The following is a 16376-nucleotide window of genomic DNA, read 5'->3' on the forward strand; positions in this document are numbered from 1 at the left end:
CGGTAGCGGCTACTGGTTGAAAACACGAAAGAAAGACAAGCATGCAAAATAGAATTACCCAGTTATTTGGGATAAAATACCCTGTTATTCAGGGCGGAATGGTTTGGTGTAGTGGTTGGCGGTTGGTTTCAGCCGTTAGCAATCAGGGCGGATTGGGCCTGCTGGGCGCCGGTTCCATGCACCCCGAAACATTGCAGGAACACATCCGGAAAACCCGGCAAGCCACCGATAAACCTTTCGGGGTAAATGTCCCCATGCTGTATCCGCAGCTGGAGGATATTATGGAGGTGATTGTGGCCGAAAAGGTACCCATCGTGTTTACCTCGGCTGGTAGTCCGAAAAAGTGGACGAAGTGGTTGCAGGAACGGGGTATCATTGTGGCTCATGTGATTGCCAGCTCGTATTTTGCCCAAAAATGTGAAGAAGCCGGCGTTGATGCCATTGTTGCCGAAGGCTTTGAAGCCGGGGGACACAACGGACGCGAAGAAACCACGACCCTAAGCCTGATTCCTTCGGTTAGGAAAGCGACGAAGCTTCCGCTGCTGGCAGCCGGTGGCATTGGTAGCGGAAAAGCCATGTTGGCAGCCATGGCTCTGGGGGCCGATGGTGTACAGATTGGGTCGCGCTTTGCACTGACCCAGGAGTCGTCGGCACACGAAAACTTCAAGCAACTGGTGGCTGGGCTGGGAGAGGGTGGCACTAAGCTCGCACTCAAAAAGCTGGCACCGGTACGTCTGGTGAAAAATGAATTTTTCAAGCAGGTGAATGAGGCTGAGCTCCGTGGGGCTGATGCCGAAGAACTCAATCGTTTATTGGGAAAAGGACGTGCTAAACTGGGCATGTTTGAAGGAAACCTGGATGAAGGTGAGTTGGAAATCGGGCAGGTGGCTGCTCAGCTAAACGATATTCCTACGGTGGAGGAAGTGATGACGCGCTTAATTTCGGAGTATGAACAAGTGCGCCGCGATCTTGTTGATGGTGCTAATTTCTCATTTTAATTTATGATCAAATTTGAACGATATAAGCTCGACAACGGGCTTCAGCTGATAGTTTATCCCGACTATTCAACGCCCATGGTGGCTTTGGATGTGTGTTACCATGTTGGGGCAAAGAATGAAAGTCCGGAACGAACTGGCTTTGCCCACTTATTTGAACACCTCATGTTTGGCGGAACCAAAAACATCCCGGATTACGATGATGCACTTCAGCACGCCGGCGGTGAAAACAATGCTTATACCACCAATGATCTGACCAATTATTACCTGACCCTTCCGAAGGAAAACCTGGAAACAGGCTTTTGGTTGGAGTCGGACCGCATGTTGGAGCTGGATTTCTCGGAAGAAAAGTTGAATGTGCAAAAAAATGTGGTGATTGAAGAGTTTAAGCAGCGTAACCTGAATCAGCCCTATGGTGATGTATGGCCTTTGCTGCGAGAGTTGGCCTATAAGGTACACCCTTACCAGTGGCAAACCATTGGGAAGGAAATCAGTCACATTGCCGATGCCAGCCTGGAAGAGGTCAAAGCTTTCTTCTATCGGTTTTATGCGCCCGACAATGCGGTGCTGATTCTGAGTGGGCACGTTGATCCGGAGGAATGTCTGAAGCTGGCCAATAAGTGGTTTGGCGATATTCCGAACCGAAACGTGAACAAGGCACCTATTCCGCAGGAACCCAGGCAGCAGGAGTTTCGGGAGATGACGGTTGAACGCGATGTACCGGATACAGCGTTGTACCTGGCTTTTCATATGCCTGACCGCCGGCAGCGTGGCTACTATGTTTGCGATTTGATTTCGGATGTGTTGTCGAATGGAAATAGTTCGCGTTTGTATCAGCGCTTGGTGAAGGAAGAAAAGCTGTTTGTTGAGCTTGATGCTTACGTTTCGGGCGATCACGATCCGGGCTTGTTCATTGTTTCCGGCAAGTTGGCCGAGGGCGTTACAATACCCCGGGCCAAAGCTGCCATCTGGAAGGAGCTGCAGCACATGCAGCAGGAGTTGGTATCGGCTGTTGAACTGGAAAAGGTGAAGAATAAGCTGGAGGCCAACCTGGTCTATTCGCAAATGAACTACCTGAATATGACCCAGGAGCTGGCCAACTTTGAAAATATTGACCGGGCTGAACGAATCAACGAGCAGATGGTGATTTACCGTTCAATAAGCAGCGCTGATTTGATGTTGCAGGCGCAGGAGTTATTTCAGGAAACCAATTGTTCTCAATTAAATTATTTAGCAAAGAAATGATCGATCGCACCATACAACCTCCGGTGAGTGAAACCGGAAAACCGGATATGTTGGTTCCGGACACCAACCGGCTGAGCAACGGACTTCCGGTTCATATTTTAAATGCCGGCACGCAGGAAGTTACCCGGCTTGATTTTTGTTTCGACGCCGGCTTGTGGTATGAAAACAAGCCTCTGCAGGCGGCGCTGAGCAATGCGATGCTGCAGGAGGGCAGCCTGAATTATTCAGGGGCACAGTTGGCTGAAATTATGGATTTTCATGGGGCCTACATTCAGTTTGCAGTTGATCATCATCAAGGAGTGATCAGCCTGATTAGCTTGAACAAGCATTTGCCCAAGTTGCTGCCGGTTGTCGAAGATCTGGTCAAGCACTCGCTAATGGAAGCGCATGAAGTGGAAACTATGATCCGTCGTCGGAAGCAGCGCTTTTTGCTGGAAAATGAAAAAGTGAAAGTGCTGTGTCAAAAGAAGTTTTCCTCGGTTTTGTTCGGCGATGAGCACCCGTATGCACAAACCGTGCAGCTGAAGGATTTTGAAGCCATTACCCGTGGCGATTTGCTGGGCTTTTATGCTTGTCATTACCGATCGGAAAATTGCCGGATTCTGGCTTCCGGAAAAACAGACCCGAACCTGATCGACTTGTTGGATAAGCATTTTGGAGATAACGACTGGCAAGGGCTGGCGCTTGACTCTCGTCGGTTCTTTGTTCAGCCTTCAAGCCAAAAAGAGCAGCGGGTGGTGAAGCAGGAAGCCATTCAGTCTGCCATTCGCATCGGTCGTTTACTGGTGAAAAAGGATCATCCGGATTACCTGGGCTTGCAGGTGTTGAATACGCTTTTGGGAGGCTACTTTAGTTCGCGACTGATGGCCAATATTCGGGAAGAGAAAGGATACACTTACGGCATTGGCTCCTCAGTGGTGGGGCTGAAAGAAGCTGGTTACTGGGTGATTGCTACCGAAACAGATCAATCCTACGAAGAAGCTACCATTCGCGAGGTGTTTTTGGAAATGAAGAAACTGCGCGAAGAACTGGTTTCGGAGGCAGAGTTGTACCGCGTGCGTCAGTACTTGCTGGGTGAATTTGTACGTGACTTTGACGGGCCTTTTGCTCAGGCGCAGTCGTTTCAGGCGGTGGCCGATTTTGGGCTCGATCATCGTTTTTATGAGCAATACTATCAAACCTTGCTAACGATTCAGCCGGCCGATTTGCAGGCACTGGCTCAAAAATATCTTCAGCAAGAAGATTTTTATACGGTTGTTGCCGGTGCATAAGCGCTGCCAGCCTTTTTATGGATTAATTGAATTTACGTGAGAAACCTTTTTTCGAATACGATTTTTTTGGCGATCATAGCTTGCTTGCTATGGTCGTCTGCTTTTGTGGGGGTCAAAATCGGCTTGCAATACCACAGCCCGTTTCAGTTTGCCGGAGTGCGGTTTACACTTTCGGGGTTGATGCTTTTTCTGTATTTCAACAATTTCAAGGAATACCGCAGACAACTTTTTGAAAACAGCCGATTTATTTTACTCATTGCCTTGTTGCAAACGGTTGTGCAGTACATGTTCTTTTATGCGGGGATAAACCTGCTACCGGCTTCCATTTCTGCCTTAATTATTGGTGCCTCGCCTTTGTTTATTTCGGTGGTGTCGCATTTTAGCTTTCACAATGATAAAATGGACCTGGTGAAAACGCTGAGCATCTTAGTTGGGGTGATTGGAGTTGGGGTGATTACGTTTGGTCGCAGCGAACTGCCTTCAGGCGTTAAAATAAGCCTGTGGGGAATTGCTTTGCTGTTGATGAATAATTTTGTTTCCGGATTCTCAAATGTGATGGTGGCTAAAAAGCCGAAAGGATTGTCGCCGGTGGTACTTAGCTCCTCATCGCTTTTTATTGGTGGGATTGGACTCCTACTGATTTCTGTTCCGTTGGAAGGCTTTGGCCTGAGAGCTGTGGCTCCGGAATATTTTTATGCACTTGGTTGGCTGAGCTTTTTGTCGGCAGCTGCTTTTAGTATTTGGTTTACTCTTTTGGAACGCCCGGGCGTCAAAGTGTCGGAGCTAAATACCTGGAAGTTTTTGGTTCCGGTGGCCGGAGCTGTGTTGGGCTGGGTGTTTATGCCGGATGAATCGCCCGATTGGGTTTCCATTTCAGGGATGCTGATTATTGCCTGCTCTTTGTTGGTTTTGAACTATTCGAACCGCAGAGCGGCCCGTCAGATCAAAAGAAATGCGGCCCTTGTAAAACCGGAAGCCTCCCTTTAGTCGGGTTTTTCGGCTTCCAGTTTCAATTCATAAAGGTTTTGTGCCATCCCGTTGGTCAGGTTTTTTTGCATAAAGCGGGCCAGCCAGCCTTCCAGACTTTCTTGTACAATAACTTGGGTGGATTTTCCTTGCGGAATCAGAATCCAGTTGTGAATAGCCTTGAGCCAGAGCATCTGGCCCGTCCATCCGAACTCGTGGGGTGGATTGGCTGTGTGAATCCGTGACTTTATTTTAAATCCCCCGGCTTTCCATGCGAAAGATGTTTCCTCGGTGGCCCGTCCATGCAACATGGTCTCCGTTACCTCCGTCTGCCATTTGGGCCAGTTGTTGATGCCTGAAAGTACTTTGTAAACTTTTTCGGCCGGAGCATGGATTAAAATTGTTGTTTCATGAAAGGCTGGTGCCTTTTTATTGACTTCAATTTTCATAACGCAATTTTGTCTTAAAACATTCAAGATCTTCAGAAACTTGATTGTTGTGAATCGCGAAGAAGCAGGCCGCTGTCATTGAGTTTGCAAGCCCGGCAGCCAGTCCCAATGTCTGCCGGGTTTGTATGTAAAATCGGTGTGAAACTCAATGTTCAGTAACCACTTCTGCTATTCGTTAGCTTATTAGTGTTTTCATCGATTAAGCTTTGGATTAGTGGCAACAATCATCCCCTAAATTGAGCAGCTCCACCTTCCGGAAATCAACCGGGTGGCTTTCGGCCTGCAGGGAAATAGACCCTCCTTTTAGCAGTTTGTTGCCATCGGGGGGCAGCAATTTTTGGTAGCTGGGGTCACGCTCGTCCAGCTGTGGCTGTGTGTATTGCATAACCACTTCCCCGTCAACCAGGTGTTTGATGAGCGAGTCGCCGTAAACTTCAATTTCAGCAGTTACCCATTGGTCGCCATGGTAGGTTTTGGAGCTGGAGTTGATGCAGTGATCCAACACCAGCTTACCATCCATAACCACGTTGGTTCCGGGAGTACATAAATTCATGGTTGAGCGCTCATCAGTTCCGTTGCCTCCTAAAAGCTGCACTTCAATTGATGTTGGGAAATCCTGGTCCTTTTCCATGGTTTCTGCAGGCTGTCCGTGAATCATGATTCCGCTGTTGCGGAACGCCCATCCCGGCCCGTTTGGTGCCTGTTCGCCTACAAAGCGGTACTCAATACGCATTTTGTAGTGCGAGTAATTGTGTTTGTAAAAAAGATGGCCAAATTCTCCGTTGAAGGAGTCATAGGCATCATATCGTACTTTTAGCAAGCCGTCTTCAACTCGAAAGGTATTGTTGTAGTTTACACCCAATTCCTGGCCGGTAATTTTAATTTGCCAGTCACTCAGATCTTTCCCGTTGAACAATTGAATCCACCCCTTTTCTTTTTGAGGTTGACACGAACAAAACAGAAAGATGGCCAGCGTTGCTGATAGTAAAAATGAAGGTTTGAATTTGATGCTTTTCATTAGATTTTATTTAGTTCAAGCGTGAAAATAACAATTTTTTAATTAGTAAACATCTTGAATTTGCTGTTGTCTCAAATTCAGCTCAAAACTAGCTTTAACCAAATAGTTAAATATTTTGGTTAAAAAGCTTGGATCTTAATTTTTAAGCCTTTACTTTTGACTGCATGATTTAACCAATTGGTTAAATTTGCTGATTAATTAAGTCAACTTCAAAAACAGAATAGCGATGAATGCTGCAAAAGACACTACCGAAGACAAAATTTTAGAGGCGGCGACCCAGGTTTTCGTTCAAAAGGGAATGGAGGGAGCACGCATGCAGGAAATTGCCGATGCTGCCGGAATCAATAAGGCCTTGTTGCATTATTATTTTCGGAGTAAGGATAAATTATTTGATGCCATTTTTTCGAAGATTGTAAGCTTTGCTTTTCCAAAAATTGGGCAGATTTTACAGGCTGAACTTCCCTTTGTCGATAAAGTGGAACAAGCCATTGACACTTACCTGGATTTGCTGCTTAAGCATCCGTATTTACCGGGCTTTATCCTGAAGGAAGTCAATCGCGATCCGTCTGTATTTTTCAAACTTGTCATGAAACACGGCTTTAAGCTGGAGCCAATTTTTCAAGTGATGCAGGAGGCCATGGACCGGGGAGAACTGATTCGCATGAAACCGGAGCACTTGGTTGTGAATGTCGTTGGTTTGTGTGTGTTTCCCTTTGCTGCCAAGCCCGTGATCAGCTTTGTGGCATTTAACGAAGACCCAGAAGCTACTCAGGCCTTTTTTGAGGAGCGTAGAGAGGAAGTGAAGCAATTTGTAATTCGAGCCATTCAACCCATCAATTAAAAGAGCAGAAAAATGAAACGAGTGATTGAACTGATATTCATTGGGATGCTGACAGTGCAGGTGGCGTGGGGGCAGCAGCCTGTTTCGCTGGAAGATTGTCAGCAATGGGCCCGCGAATACCATCCGCTGCTGCAACAAAAGGAACTGTACGAACAAATGGGTACGCTGAAGCTGGAAAACAACGAAACCAATAAGTTGCCCCAAGTGGATTTAAACGCGCAGGCGACTTACCAGACAGATGTAACCGAAGTGGGTATTGCACTTCCCAATGTGGCGATTCCCGGGCAGGCGAAAGATCAGTACAAAATGTACCTGGATGTGAAGCAAAGTATTTGGGATGGTGGACTGACCAAGGCCAATGCCATATTGGAACAGGCCAGAACTGCAACGAACCTGCAGGCGGTGGAAGTTGAGCTATACCAGTTAAGAGAGCAGGTGAACAGCTTGTTTTTTTCCAGTTTTCTGATTCAGCAGAACCTGGCTCTTCTGGAGCGGAAACTGGAAACCCTGACAGCGCGTGAAACCCAGATGTTCTCTGCGGTTGAGAATGGCATGCGCCTGGAGTCGGATTTGGATCAAATTCGGGCTGAACAGGTAAAGGTAAAGCAACAACAGCTGGAACTGCAATCGCAGCGAGAAACGGTTGTGGCAGCCTTGGCCATTTTAACCGGAAAGCACCCGGATGACCTGCAGCAACTGGAAATAGAATCGCAGCAACCAGACTTAAATCAGTTGCCTGGCCGACCAGAACTGGCTTTGTTCGAAACACAAACCAGCCTGCTGGCAGCTTCTTCTGATTTGCTTCAGAAAAAGCGTAATCCTAAACTGTTTGGGTTTGGACAGGCAGGCTATGGGCGTCCCGGACTGAACATGCTTAGCAGCGATTTCGATACTTATGCTTTAGTCGGACTCGGAGTGAGCTGGTCGGCATTTGACTGGAAGAATACCCGCCGGGAAAAGGAGATTATTCAAATTCAGCAGGATCTGGTGACAACCCGTGAGCGGCAGTTTGAGCGAAACATCCGGATTGCGCTGGATGGCGAGTACCGGAAAATGGAGCAACTGAAAGCCTTGCTGCTCAGCGATCAGGAGCTCATTGACCTGCAGGCCCGCATTACAGCCAGTGCTGCATCGAAGCTTGAAAACGGAACCATTACCACTTCGGATTACCTGCAGGATTTGAATGCGGAGCTGGCAGCGCGGATTGCCTTGGAAACCCACAAGGCGCAACTGGAAGCGGCCAAAGTAAATTATCAGACAATCAAAGGAAATAACCCTTAAAACAAAGAGTAATGAAACGACAATACCTATGGATTTTGGCTTTGCTTAGCCTGGTGGCATGCACAGGAAACGATGATCGCTCGGATGCTTATGGCAACTTCGAGACGGAGGAGGTGATTGTTTCTTCGGAAATTGCCGGAAAACTGATTCGTTTCGATATCGAATTGGGGGATCAGGTCACTCGGGGGCAGGTGCTGGGCCTGGTTGATACCACCCAGTTGAGTTTGCAGATTAAACAGTTGAATGCTCAGAAAAAGGCGGTTGCCAGCCAGAAGGTGAATTTACGCGCACAGGTTGAGGTACAGCAGGAGCAGATCAAAAACCTGAAGATTCAGCAAGATCGTGTTCACAAACTGTTTGCCGACCGGGCCGCCACCCAGCAGCAGGTTGATGATGTGGATGGACAGATGCAGGTTCTGGAAAAGCAACTGCAAAGTACCAACACGCGTTTTATTTCCATCAACAGCGAGCTGGATGTGCTGGAGGCTCAGCTGGCCATTGCCGAAGATAAGTTGGCGAAGTGTGCGATTACCAGTTTGATGGACGGTGTGGTGCTTGAAAAGTATATGGAACTGGGCGAGTTGGCTGCTCCCGGCAAGGCGGTGGTTAAACTTGGCGACCTGACAGAGCTGGACTTGCGCGTGTATGTGAGCGGGGCCCAATTGGCTGCGATACAGCTAGAGCAGCAGGTAGAGGTGCTGATCGATAAAAACAAAACTGAAAATGAGTCGCTATCCGGCAAGGTGAGTTGGATTTCGTCGGAAGCGGAGTTTACGCCTAAAATCATTCAAACCAAGGAAGAACGGGTGAAGCTGGTTTATGCCGTAAAGATCCGGGTGAAAAATGATGGCCGCCTGAAAATTGGCATGCCCGGAGAAGTTAAATTTTAGGGACAGGCTGAAAAAAAACAATCAATACGAACCACTGAAAAGGGAACAGCGATGATTCGAGTAAATAACATTTCAAAGTCCTACAAAGATGTTCAGGCACTTCAGCGCATTTCGTTTGAGGTTCAGGAAGGCGAGCTTTTTGGTTTGATTGGACCGGATGGAGCGGGCAAAACGACCTTGATGCGAATCCTGATGACTTTGCTTTTGCCTGATGAAGGACAGGCTGCGATGCATGGACTGGATGTCGTTCGTGATTACAAGGAAATCCGGCAGCTGGTAGGTTATATGCCGGGGCGTTTCTCGCTTTACCAGGATTTGTCGGTGGAGGAAAATCTGGCATTTTTTGCTACGGTTTTCGGAACAAGCATTGAAGAAAATTACGCACTCATCAAAGATATTTATCAGCAGATTGAACCTTTCAAAAAACGACTGGCCGGGAAGCTTTCCGGAGGAATGAAGCAAAAGTTGGCTTTGTCATGCGCGTTGATTCATAAACCTAAGATTCTGGTGCTGGACGAACCAACGACGGGGGTGGATGCCGTGTCGCGTAAAGAGTTTTGGGATATGTTGAAAAAGCTGCAAACGCAAGGAATCACAATCCTGGTGTCAACACCATACATGGACGAAGCGGGCTTGTGCGATCGGGTGGCACTGATGCAGAAAGGGGAGATTTTGCGTATTGATCCACCGGAGCAAATTGTGGCAAACTATACACGTACTTTGTTGGCCGCACGTTCGACAGAAATGCACCGCCTGATTCTTGATTTGCGCGAATGGGATTCAATTGACACGGCTTATGCCTTTGGTCAGTTTGCGCATGTTACTCCTAAAAAGGAAGGGCTGACAGCCTATGAGTTGGAACGTTACCTAAAGACTAAAAATCATCAGCAGTTGCAGGTGCACCAGATTGCGCCTGGCATTGAGGATGTGTTCATGGCCCTGATAGTTGGGAATGAAGAGTAGTGAGTTTGCTTGAATGGTTTATTAAACAGAGCATTGATGAAAATTGAGTCTATAAATACAAAGGTAGGGGATGCAGTAACCAGCGCCAGGGAGAAGGTGATTGAGGTTCGGAACCTGGTCAAAAAGTTCGGCAGTTTTGTGGCAAATGACCATTTGAACTTCGAGGTTTACCGAGGCGAGATCTTTGGTTTTTTGGGAGCCAACGGAGCTGGAAAAACAACAGCCATGCGCATTTTATGCGGCTTGTCCAGTCCAACCTCCGGCGAGTTGTCGGTGGGTGGTTTTGACGTGTACAGGCAAGCCGAGCAAATCAAGCGTAACATTGGCTACATGAGCCAGAAGTTTTCTTTGTACGAGGACATGACTGTTGCCGAAAACATTCGGTTTTATGCGGGGATCTATGGAATTTCGGTCAAGCAGCGAAAAGAGAAAGAACGGGTATTGTTGCAAAAGCTACAGTTGGAGGATGCCCGGGATAAGCTTATTGCTTCGTTGCCATTGGGATGGAAGCAAAAGTTGGCCTTTTCGGTAGCTTTGCTTCACGATCCGAAGATTATTTTTCTGGATGAACCAACCGGAGGTGTCGACCCGATTACCCGACGCCAGTTTTGGGATTTTATTTACGAAGCGGCAGCTGAAGGGAAAACCATTTTTGTAACCACCCATTACATGGACGAAGCTGAATATTGCGACCGGGTTTCCATTATGGTGGATGGTCGGATTGCTGCGCTGGATACGCCTGAAAAATTGAAACAGCAATTCCTGTCGGAAGATATGAACGGTGTTTTCCTGAAGTTGGCGCGTGGCGCACAAAATGGGGAGTAAGGAAGAAATGAGCTATGAGTAGCGATTTGTGAGGCATTGATAACTCACGACTCAATACTCACAACTCGATACACTAGATTTGAAACAATAGTATGAAACGTTTTTGGGGATTTGTTAAAAAGGAGTTTTTCCACATTTTTCGGGATGTGCGAACCATGATTATTCTGTTTGGAATACCGATAGCCCAGCTGATGCTGTTTGGAACGGTCATCACCAACGAAATTAAGGATGCGCATCTGGCCATTTACGACCAGTCGAAAGATGAGGTTACGCAGGAAATTACCGCCAAGCTGCTTTCTTCGGGCTATTTCATTCTGGATCAATACCTGGAAAGTACCGAAGATGTGGAAGCTATTTTCAGAAAAGGTAAAGTGAAGGAAGTGCTGGTGTTTGAACCCAATTTCGCACAAACTCTGGAGAAGGAAGGAAAGGCCAATGTGCAGGTGATTGCCGACGCGTCCGACCCCAATATGGGGAAACTGTTGGCCAGTTATACTTCCGGAATCATCAATGATTATATCCTGAAGGAAATGGGGGAGTTGGCGCTTCCAATGCAATTGGAGCCGGAAGTACGCATGTTTTACAACGAAGGGTTGCGGTCGGTGTATATGTTTGTGCCGGGCATTATGGCCATGATTCTGATGCTGATTTCAGCCATGATGACTTCCATTTCCATCACCCGCGAAAAGGAGCTGGGAACCATGGAGATTTTGCTGGTTTCGCCTTTGCGTCCGGTGCAGATTATTTTGGGTAAAGTGGCGCCTTACCTGGCCTTATCCATCATCAATGCCCTGGTTATATTACTGATTGGTCACTGGGTGTTTGGGGTGCCCATTGCAGGTAGCTGGGTGTTGCTTATGGCCGAAAGCATTTTGTTTATTCTGATGGCGCTATGCCTGGGAATCCTTATTTCCACCGTTTCTAAAAACCAGATGGTAGCCATGTTTATTTCCATGATTGCACTGATGTTACCCACGATTTTGTTGTCGGGATTTATTTTTCCCATTGAGAATATGCCTGTGCCCCTGCAAATCATTTCGCACCTGATGCCTCCGCGCTGGTTTATTGTTATTTTGAAAAATGTGATGTTAAAAGGAACCGGCTTTCTGTATGTGTGGAAGGAGACCCTGATTTTACTGGGGATGGCCGTTGTATTTACCGCTATTGCGGTGAGGAAATTTAAAATGAGGTTGGAATAAGTGATGAAAATATGGAAAGAAAAGCAGTGCAATACCATGAAAAGCGCGGCGAGGCGATTGGCTTCAAGAACATTCAAATTTTTTCAACAGACTTCAAGAATTAAGTTATGAGAACTTTACGCTATATTCTTCAGAAAGAGTTCATTCAGGTTTTTCGCAATAAAACCATGCTGCCTATGATTTTTGTACTGCCGTTGGTGCAAATGCTGGTGCTTGTTTTTGCAGCTACGTACGACCTGGAAAATGTGGATTTGTACCTGGTTAATCAAGATCAGTCGGAAGCTTCGCGTGAGTTGGTGGCAAAGTTTGAAGCGTCGCCATTTTTTCGGATTTACGATGCTTCCTTTGATGTGACGGATGCTGAAAACAGCTTCAAGAAAGAAGCTGCCGATTTTGTGCTGATCATCCCGCAGGATTTTGAGCGGGCACTGGTTCGGGAGGATGAAGCCAAGGTTGAATTGCTGATCAATGCCATTGATGGCAACAAAGCGTCGCTGATTTATTCTTACGCTCGGGGGATTTTGACAGGTTTTAACCGCGAAATTATTGCTGAATGGAAAAGCCTGCCGGAGTTTAATCCGCCCATGCAAGTCCGGGTGAAAGATACGTATTGGTTCAATCCGGAGCTGGATTACAAATGGTATATGGCGCCCGGTATTTTGGCGATTCTGGTCACCATTATCGGCATGTTTTTGTCGGGCATGAATCTGGTGCGTGAAAAGGAAATGGGAACCATTGAGCAGTTGAATGTGACGCCAATCAAAAAGTATCAGTTTATTTTGGGTAAGCTGCTGCCTTTTCTGGTAATTGCTTTGTTCGACCTGGCTTTTGGTTTGTTGATTGCCCGGCTGGTTTTTAACCTGCCTATAGTCGGAAGTCTTCCCTTGTTGTTTGGTTTTGCTGCCCTTTACCTGGTAGGCGTGTTGGGGCTGGGGCTGTTTATTTCCACCGTAACGGAAACACAGCAGCAGGTCATGTTTGTGACTTTCTTTTTTATGATGATTTTTATTTTGATGGGCGGCATTTTTACGCCAGTTGAGAGCATGCCGGAGTGGGCGCAGTGGCTCGATCGCATTAACCCGATTTATTACTTCATGCGCATTATGCGAATGGTGGTTTTAAAGGGCTCCGGCTTTTTTGATTTGTGGCAGGAATTTGTTTCGCTGCTGATTATTGGAACTTCCTTTTTGGGCTTGTCCATCTGGCGTTATCGAAAAACAAGCTAAAGCGGGGTGAAGTTTTACGGTTCAGATTAAATCGCACACTTCAGCCTGGGCGGCAGTGATCAGATCGTTGGGATTCAGCTTCAGCTGAAGTCCGCGTTTCCCAGCGCTTACGAAAATAAAATCGTGTTGCTGGCAGCTTTCATGAATGAAGATGGGGTAGGGCTTTTTTAAGCCCAAAGGGGAGCAGCCTCCACGAATGTAGCCGGTGAGCGGAAGCAGCTCTTTTAACGCAATCATCTCTGTTTTTTTGTTGCCCGAAACCTGTGCGGCCTTTTTCAGGTTGACTTCGGCCTGCCCGGGAATAACAGCGATGAAGATGCCTGTCGCATTTCCGCGAAGGACCAGTGTTTTGAAAACCTGCTCGATGTTTTGTCCTAATTTTTGGGCTAGGGTTACCGCACTCAAATCATTTTCATCAACGGAGTAAGGCACCAGCTCATAGTCAATTTTATGGGAGTCGAGTATGCGGGCGGCATTTGTTTTCTTCATGGTATTGCGAGTCGGGATTGCCGAAGACAGTCTGTTCAATGGAAAAGAACGGAGGCTGACTTAGCTAAAAACTTTAGGGGTAATCAGGTTGACAAAGCGTTCCAATTTTTCCTCGTTGTAAAAGCCATCTTTCTCTAGACCGTACTGCACAATGCCGCAAAATGAAGCCAGAAACATTTCACTAATCCAGGGAATATCTTCCCGATGGGGAGTCAGGTATTCACCGGAGTCATACCCATCTTCCAAAATCCGCGTGATGTAGGCCTGTTCGTACTCCATCATGCTTAAAAAGTATTTTTTGGAAACTCCCAGCGACGAAAAATCCTGTTTCATCAACCGATACAGGTTGGCTCGTTTACATACCTCTTTGTGGAATTCGATGACGTAGGTTTGTATTTTATTAACCATACCTTTTTGCTCTTCAACTTTGCTTTTTACCAGCTGGCGAAGGTTCATACGTTCCATCTTAATGACAGCCTCAAATACTTCGTCTTTGCTTTTAAAGTAGTGGTAGAGAGTGCTTTTTGCTTTTCCGCAGGAAGCAGCAATTTCATCCATCGTTGTTTTTTTCATTCCAAACTGTTGAAACAACTTTTGAGCTTCAAGTAAGATTTCCTGTTTTACTATTTCGTCTTTTTCTGTCATCTAATTCGACTATTTTAGTTTTTCGGTAGCAAAAATACGAGAAAATCTAAAAAAACAGGCACTGTTTGGACGAATAAAAAACTTTTTGCACCAAAAATGTTTCCTCTCCAGGGAATAGCTGTACCAGGCGATTCATTGAACCGCCTGGCCAATCAGCTTAGTTTTTTACGCGGTTAAAGCGAAGTGTTTTTAGCATCCAGTCCGGCAGCGATTTTTTAGGGTCGCGACCTTTTAGGTTGATGAACAAACCCAATTTTTCGATAACAGGAAGTTTGTGGGTTTCTACAAATTCGATGGGCGTGCCATCCGGATCGGAAATGTAGGAGAAGTGTCCGGCAGCGGTTCCCATGTCAAAACTGTTGGCACTGTTGACTGTAAAGGGAAAGCCTTTTTGCTCGCATTCTTTTTGCAGAAGATCCATGCCCATGATATCGAAACAAAGGTGGATGTAGCCAAGCTCGCCCCAAATTCGATCCTGAAAGATTTTCCGGGGTGTTCGCTCCAGGGGCTGGATCAGTTCGATTTGAGTTGGTCCCAGCAGGCGGCTGAAAGGGCCGGTTCGGGGCTGGTGTTTTAGCAGGACACGACGATACTTTTCGGCTCCTCCGGGGAGCGATGCCAAGTCTTCAAACTGGCCGGTTTTATCGTAAACGAGCTGATCGTACTGAAGGATGTCGGAGTATACCTTTCGGGCTTCATCAATGTCGGAAACACCGATAACCACGCCGGCAACACCGCCTGTTACTGATTTCTGCTTCATGAAACAGTGCTGATCTTCCACCACTTCAAAAAGGTTATTGTACGGATCGCGCAGGTAATAGTGCTTGTTTCCCTGGGGATCATGGCTTAGGGAACCGACAAGGTCGAACCCTTCTTCCTGATGACGGGCATAAGCCTTTTGAATGTCGCGGCATTTCATTTTGCAAATAAATATTCCGCAATCACCCAGTTGCGCGTCAAACATGGGGGCTTTGGGCTCCATGCCGGTGTGTTGCCAGATTTCAAATCCACCACCACCTTCCATATTCATGGCCAGTGCTGCATAGCGGTCGCACTGTTTTCCATTGGTGTAATGGAGCATTAACTTAGCCGTGGCAGTATCTTCAAAAACGTTAATATCCATTCCAAACGCTCTACGATACCATTTCCAGGCTGCCCCGGCATCTTTAACTCCAATTCCAACTTGTTGAATACCGCAAATATTTTTCTTCATAATTCTATCTTTTTTAGCACGTTTGGTTGCTGCTAATTCTTAATTCTTGTTACTATTTTGTGGTATAGCGCAGGAGCAAAACGCCGGATGTAAACCATTAGAAGCTCCTTTTTTCCCACCAATACATCTTTCTTGTTCTTTTGGATGGCCTTCACAATTTGCGCTGCGCATTTTTCGGGCGGCATGCCGTTGGCCTGCCCGTCATCCATTTTGTTATAGGCCTGTCCATTTTGGGTTAAGGCATTTTTTGAGATATTGGTTTTTATCCGGCCTGGCGAAACGATGGTGACCTGAATATTGTCCTGGCTTAGTTCAGCGCGCAGCGATTCGAAATAGCCTTGTACGGCATGCTTGGAGGCTGCGTAGGCTGTTCGCCAAGGAAAACCAAATTTACCGGAGATGCTGCTGATGACCACTAGGTGCCCCGACTGATTTTTTAGCATGTGTGGCAACACTTTTTTGGTCAGGGCAACAACGCTGAAAAAGTTGAGTTCCATGATGTCCCGATCAATCTTTAGCGGGGTTTCTTTGGCCAGCGAGCGTTGGCTGCGGCCGGCGTTATTGATCAGCAAATCCACCCGGCCAACCTGGGACAAAACAGCGTCAGCTGCTTCTTCTGTTTGCTGGACGTTGGAGAGATCGACCGGAAAGACAAGGCAGGTGTCTGTGTCCTGCAGACAGTTGGTTCTTACCAGCTCCAGTTTTTCTTTATTTCGCGCCGATAGAACCAGTTTAGCTCCTTCGCGTGCCAGCGCATAAGCCAATGCTTCTCCAATGCCGGAGGAGGCTCCGGTTATCCAAACAACTTTTTCTTTCAGATTTTTCATTTGATCAGACTTGCTTCTAGCAAATGTATTAAA

At 46.8% G+C, this 16376-nt stretch carries 17 protein-coding genes; 11 read left to right on the forward strand and 6 right to left on the reverse strand.

The window, feature by feature from the left end; genetic code table 11:
• Window positions 1–41 precede the first annotated feature (41 nt).
• The 4 genes from Q1A18_RS01360 to Q1A18_RS01375 are packed head-to-tail and all read left to right on the forward strand — an operon-like array spanning window position 42 to window position 4498.
• Window positions 42–998 carry a nitronate monooxygenase gene (locus Q1A18_RS01360; RefSeq protein WP_299576547.1) on the forward strand — a complete coding sequence of 319 codons (957 nt, stop codon included), beginning with the start codon at window positions 42–44 and terminating at the stop codon, window positions 996–998.
• A gap of 3 nt (window positions 999–1001) precedes the next feature.
• The gene (locus tag Q1A18_RS01365; protein ID WP_299576550.1) at window positions 1002–2240 is read left to right on the forward strand and encodes a pitrilysin family protein; all 1239 of its coding nucleotides are present in this window, start codon (window positions 1002–1004) and stop codon (window positions 2238–2240) included.
• Window positions 2237–3511, forward strand: coding sequence for a pitrilysin family protein (locus Q1A18_RS01370; RefSeq protein WP_299576552.1), 1275 nt, complete (start codon window positions 2237–2239; stop codon window positions 3509–3511). Before Q1A18_RS01365 ends, Q1A18_RS01370 begins: the two co-directional genes overlap by 4 nt.
• A gap of 36 nt (window positions 3512–3547) precedes the next feature.
• The gene (locus Q1A18_RS01375; protein ID WP_299576554.1) at window positions 3548–4498 is read left to right on the forward strand and encodes a DMT family transporter; all 951 of its coding nucleotides are present in this window, start codon (window positions 3548–3550) and stop codon (window positions 4496–4498) included.
• On the opposite strand, the gene Q1A18_RS01380 is transcribed toward Q1A18_RS01375, so the two are convergent.
• Both Q1A18_RS01380 and Q1A18_RS01385 read right to left on the reverse strand, forming a co-directional pair.
• Window positions 4495–4926: an SRPBCC family protein gene (locus Q1A18_RS01380; RefSeq protein ID WP_299576556.1), complete on the reverse strand. Its 432-nt coding sequence runs from the start codon at window positions 4924–4926 to the stop codon at window positions 4495–4497. The genes Q1A18_RS01375 and Q1A18_RS01380 overlap by 4 nt on opposite strands.
• A gap of 211 nt (window positions 4927–5137) precedes the next feature.
• The gene (locus tag Q1A18_RS01385; RefSeq protein WP_299576558.1) at window positions 5138–5944 is read right to left on the reverse strand and encodes a DUF1080 domain-containing protein; all 807 of its coding nucleotides are present in this window, start codon (window positions 5942–5944) and stop codon (window positions 5138–5140) included.
• A gap of 226 nt (window positions 5945–6170) precedes the next feature.
• Between Q1A18_RS01385 and Q1A18_RS01390 the strand changes: the two genes are divergently transcribed.
• The 7 genes from Q1A18_RS01390 to Q1A18_RS01420 all read left to right on the forward strand — a co-directional run bounded on the left by Q1A18_RS01390 (window position 6171) and on the right by Q1A18_RS01420 (window position 13169).
• Complete coding sequence (locus Q1A18_RS01390) at window positions 6171–6785, forward strand: TetR/AcrR family transcriptional regulator (protein ID WP_299576560.1); 615 nt, start codon at window positions 6171–6173, stop codon at window positions 6783–6785.
• A gap of 12 nt (window positions 6786–6797) precedes the next feature.
• Window positions 6798–8066, forward strand: coding sequence for a TolC family protein (locus Q1A18_RS01395; protein ID WP_299576562.1), 1269 nt, complete (start codon window positions 6798–6800; stop codon window positions 8064–8066).
• 11 nt (window positions 8067–8077) lie between these two features.
• The gene (locus Q1A18_RS01400; RefSeq protein WP_299576564.1) at window positions 8078–8956 is read left to right on the forward strand and encodes an HlyD family efflux transporter periplasmic adaptor subunit; all 879 of its coding nucleotides are present in this window, start codon (window positions 8078–8080) and stop codon (window positions 8954–8956) included.
• 51 nt (window positions 8957–9007) lie between these two features.
• Complete coding sequence (locus Q1A18_RS01405) at window positions 9008–9919, forward strand: ABC transporter ATP-binding protein (RefSeq protein WP_299576566.1); 912 nt, start codon at window positions 9008–9010, stop codon at window positions 9917–9919.
• A gap of 36 nt (window positions 9920–9955) precedes the next feature.
• Window positions 9956–10744 carry an ABC transporter ATP-binding protein gene (locus Q1A18_RS01410; RefSeq protein ID WP_299576569.1) on the forward strand — a complete coding sequence of 263 codons (789 nt, stop codon included), beginning with the start codon at window positions 9956–9958 and terminating at the stop codon, window positions 10742–10744.
• A 92-nt stretch (window positions 10745–10836) separates the two neighbouring features.
• Complete coding sequence (locus tag Q1A18_RS01415; protein ID WP_299576571.1) at window positions 10837–11943, forward strand: ABC transporter permease; 1107 nt, start codon at window positions 10837–10839, stop codon at window positions 11941–11943.
• Window positions 11944–12050: 107 nt separating this feature from the next.
• Window positions 12051–13169 carry an ABC transporter permease gene (locus Q1A18_RS01420; RefSeq protein WP_299576573.1) on the forward strand — a complete coding sequence of 373 codons (1119 nt, stop codon included), beginning with the start codon at window positions 12051–12053 and terminating at the stop codon, window positions 13167–13169.
• Window positions 13170–13190: 21 nt separating this feature from the next.
• Here the strand turns inward: Q1A18_RS01420 and ybaK are convergent, their stop codons facing one another.
• The 4 genes from ybaK to Q1A18_RS01440 form a co-directional block, all read right to left on the reverse strand.
• A complete protein-coding gene (gene ybaK / locus Q1A18_RS01425; protein WP_299576575.1) occupies window positions 13191–13658 on the reverse strand; it encodes a Cys-tRNA(Pro) deacylase in 468 nt (155 codons plus the stop codon).
• 60 nt (window positions 13659–13718) lie between these two features.
• Entirely contained in the window at window positions 13719–14303 is a 585-nt protein-coding gene (locus Q1A18_RS01430) for a TetR/AcrR family transcriptional regulator (RefSeq protein WP_299576577.1), read from the reverse strand.
• 157 nt (window positions 14304–14460) lie between these two features.
• A complete protein-coding gene (locus Q1A18_RS01435) occupies window positions 14461–15516 on the reverse strand; it encodes a VOC family protein (protein ID WP_299576578.1) in 1056 nt (351 codons plus the stop codon).
• 32 nt (window positions 15517–15548) lie between these two features.
• Window positions 15549–16343 (reverse strand): SDR family oxidoreductase, encoded by a 795-nt coding sequence (locus Q1A18_RS01440; protein WP_299576579.1) that lies wholly within the window; start codon window positions 16341–16343, stop codon window positions 15549–15551.
• Between the last annotated feature and the right edge of the window lie 33 nt (window positions 16344–16376).

Origin of the sequence: uncultured Sunxiuqinia sp. (assembly GCF_947495665.1) — a bacterium.
Taxonomy (GTDB): Bacteria; Bacteroidota; Bacteroidia; order Bacteroidales; family Prolixibacteraceae; genus Sunxiuqinia; species Sunxiuqinia rutila.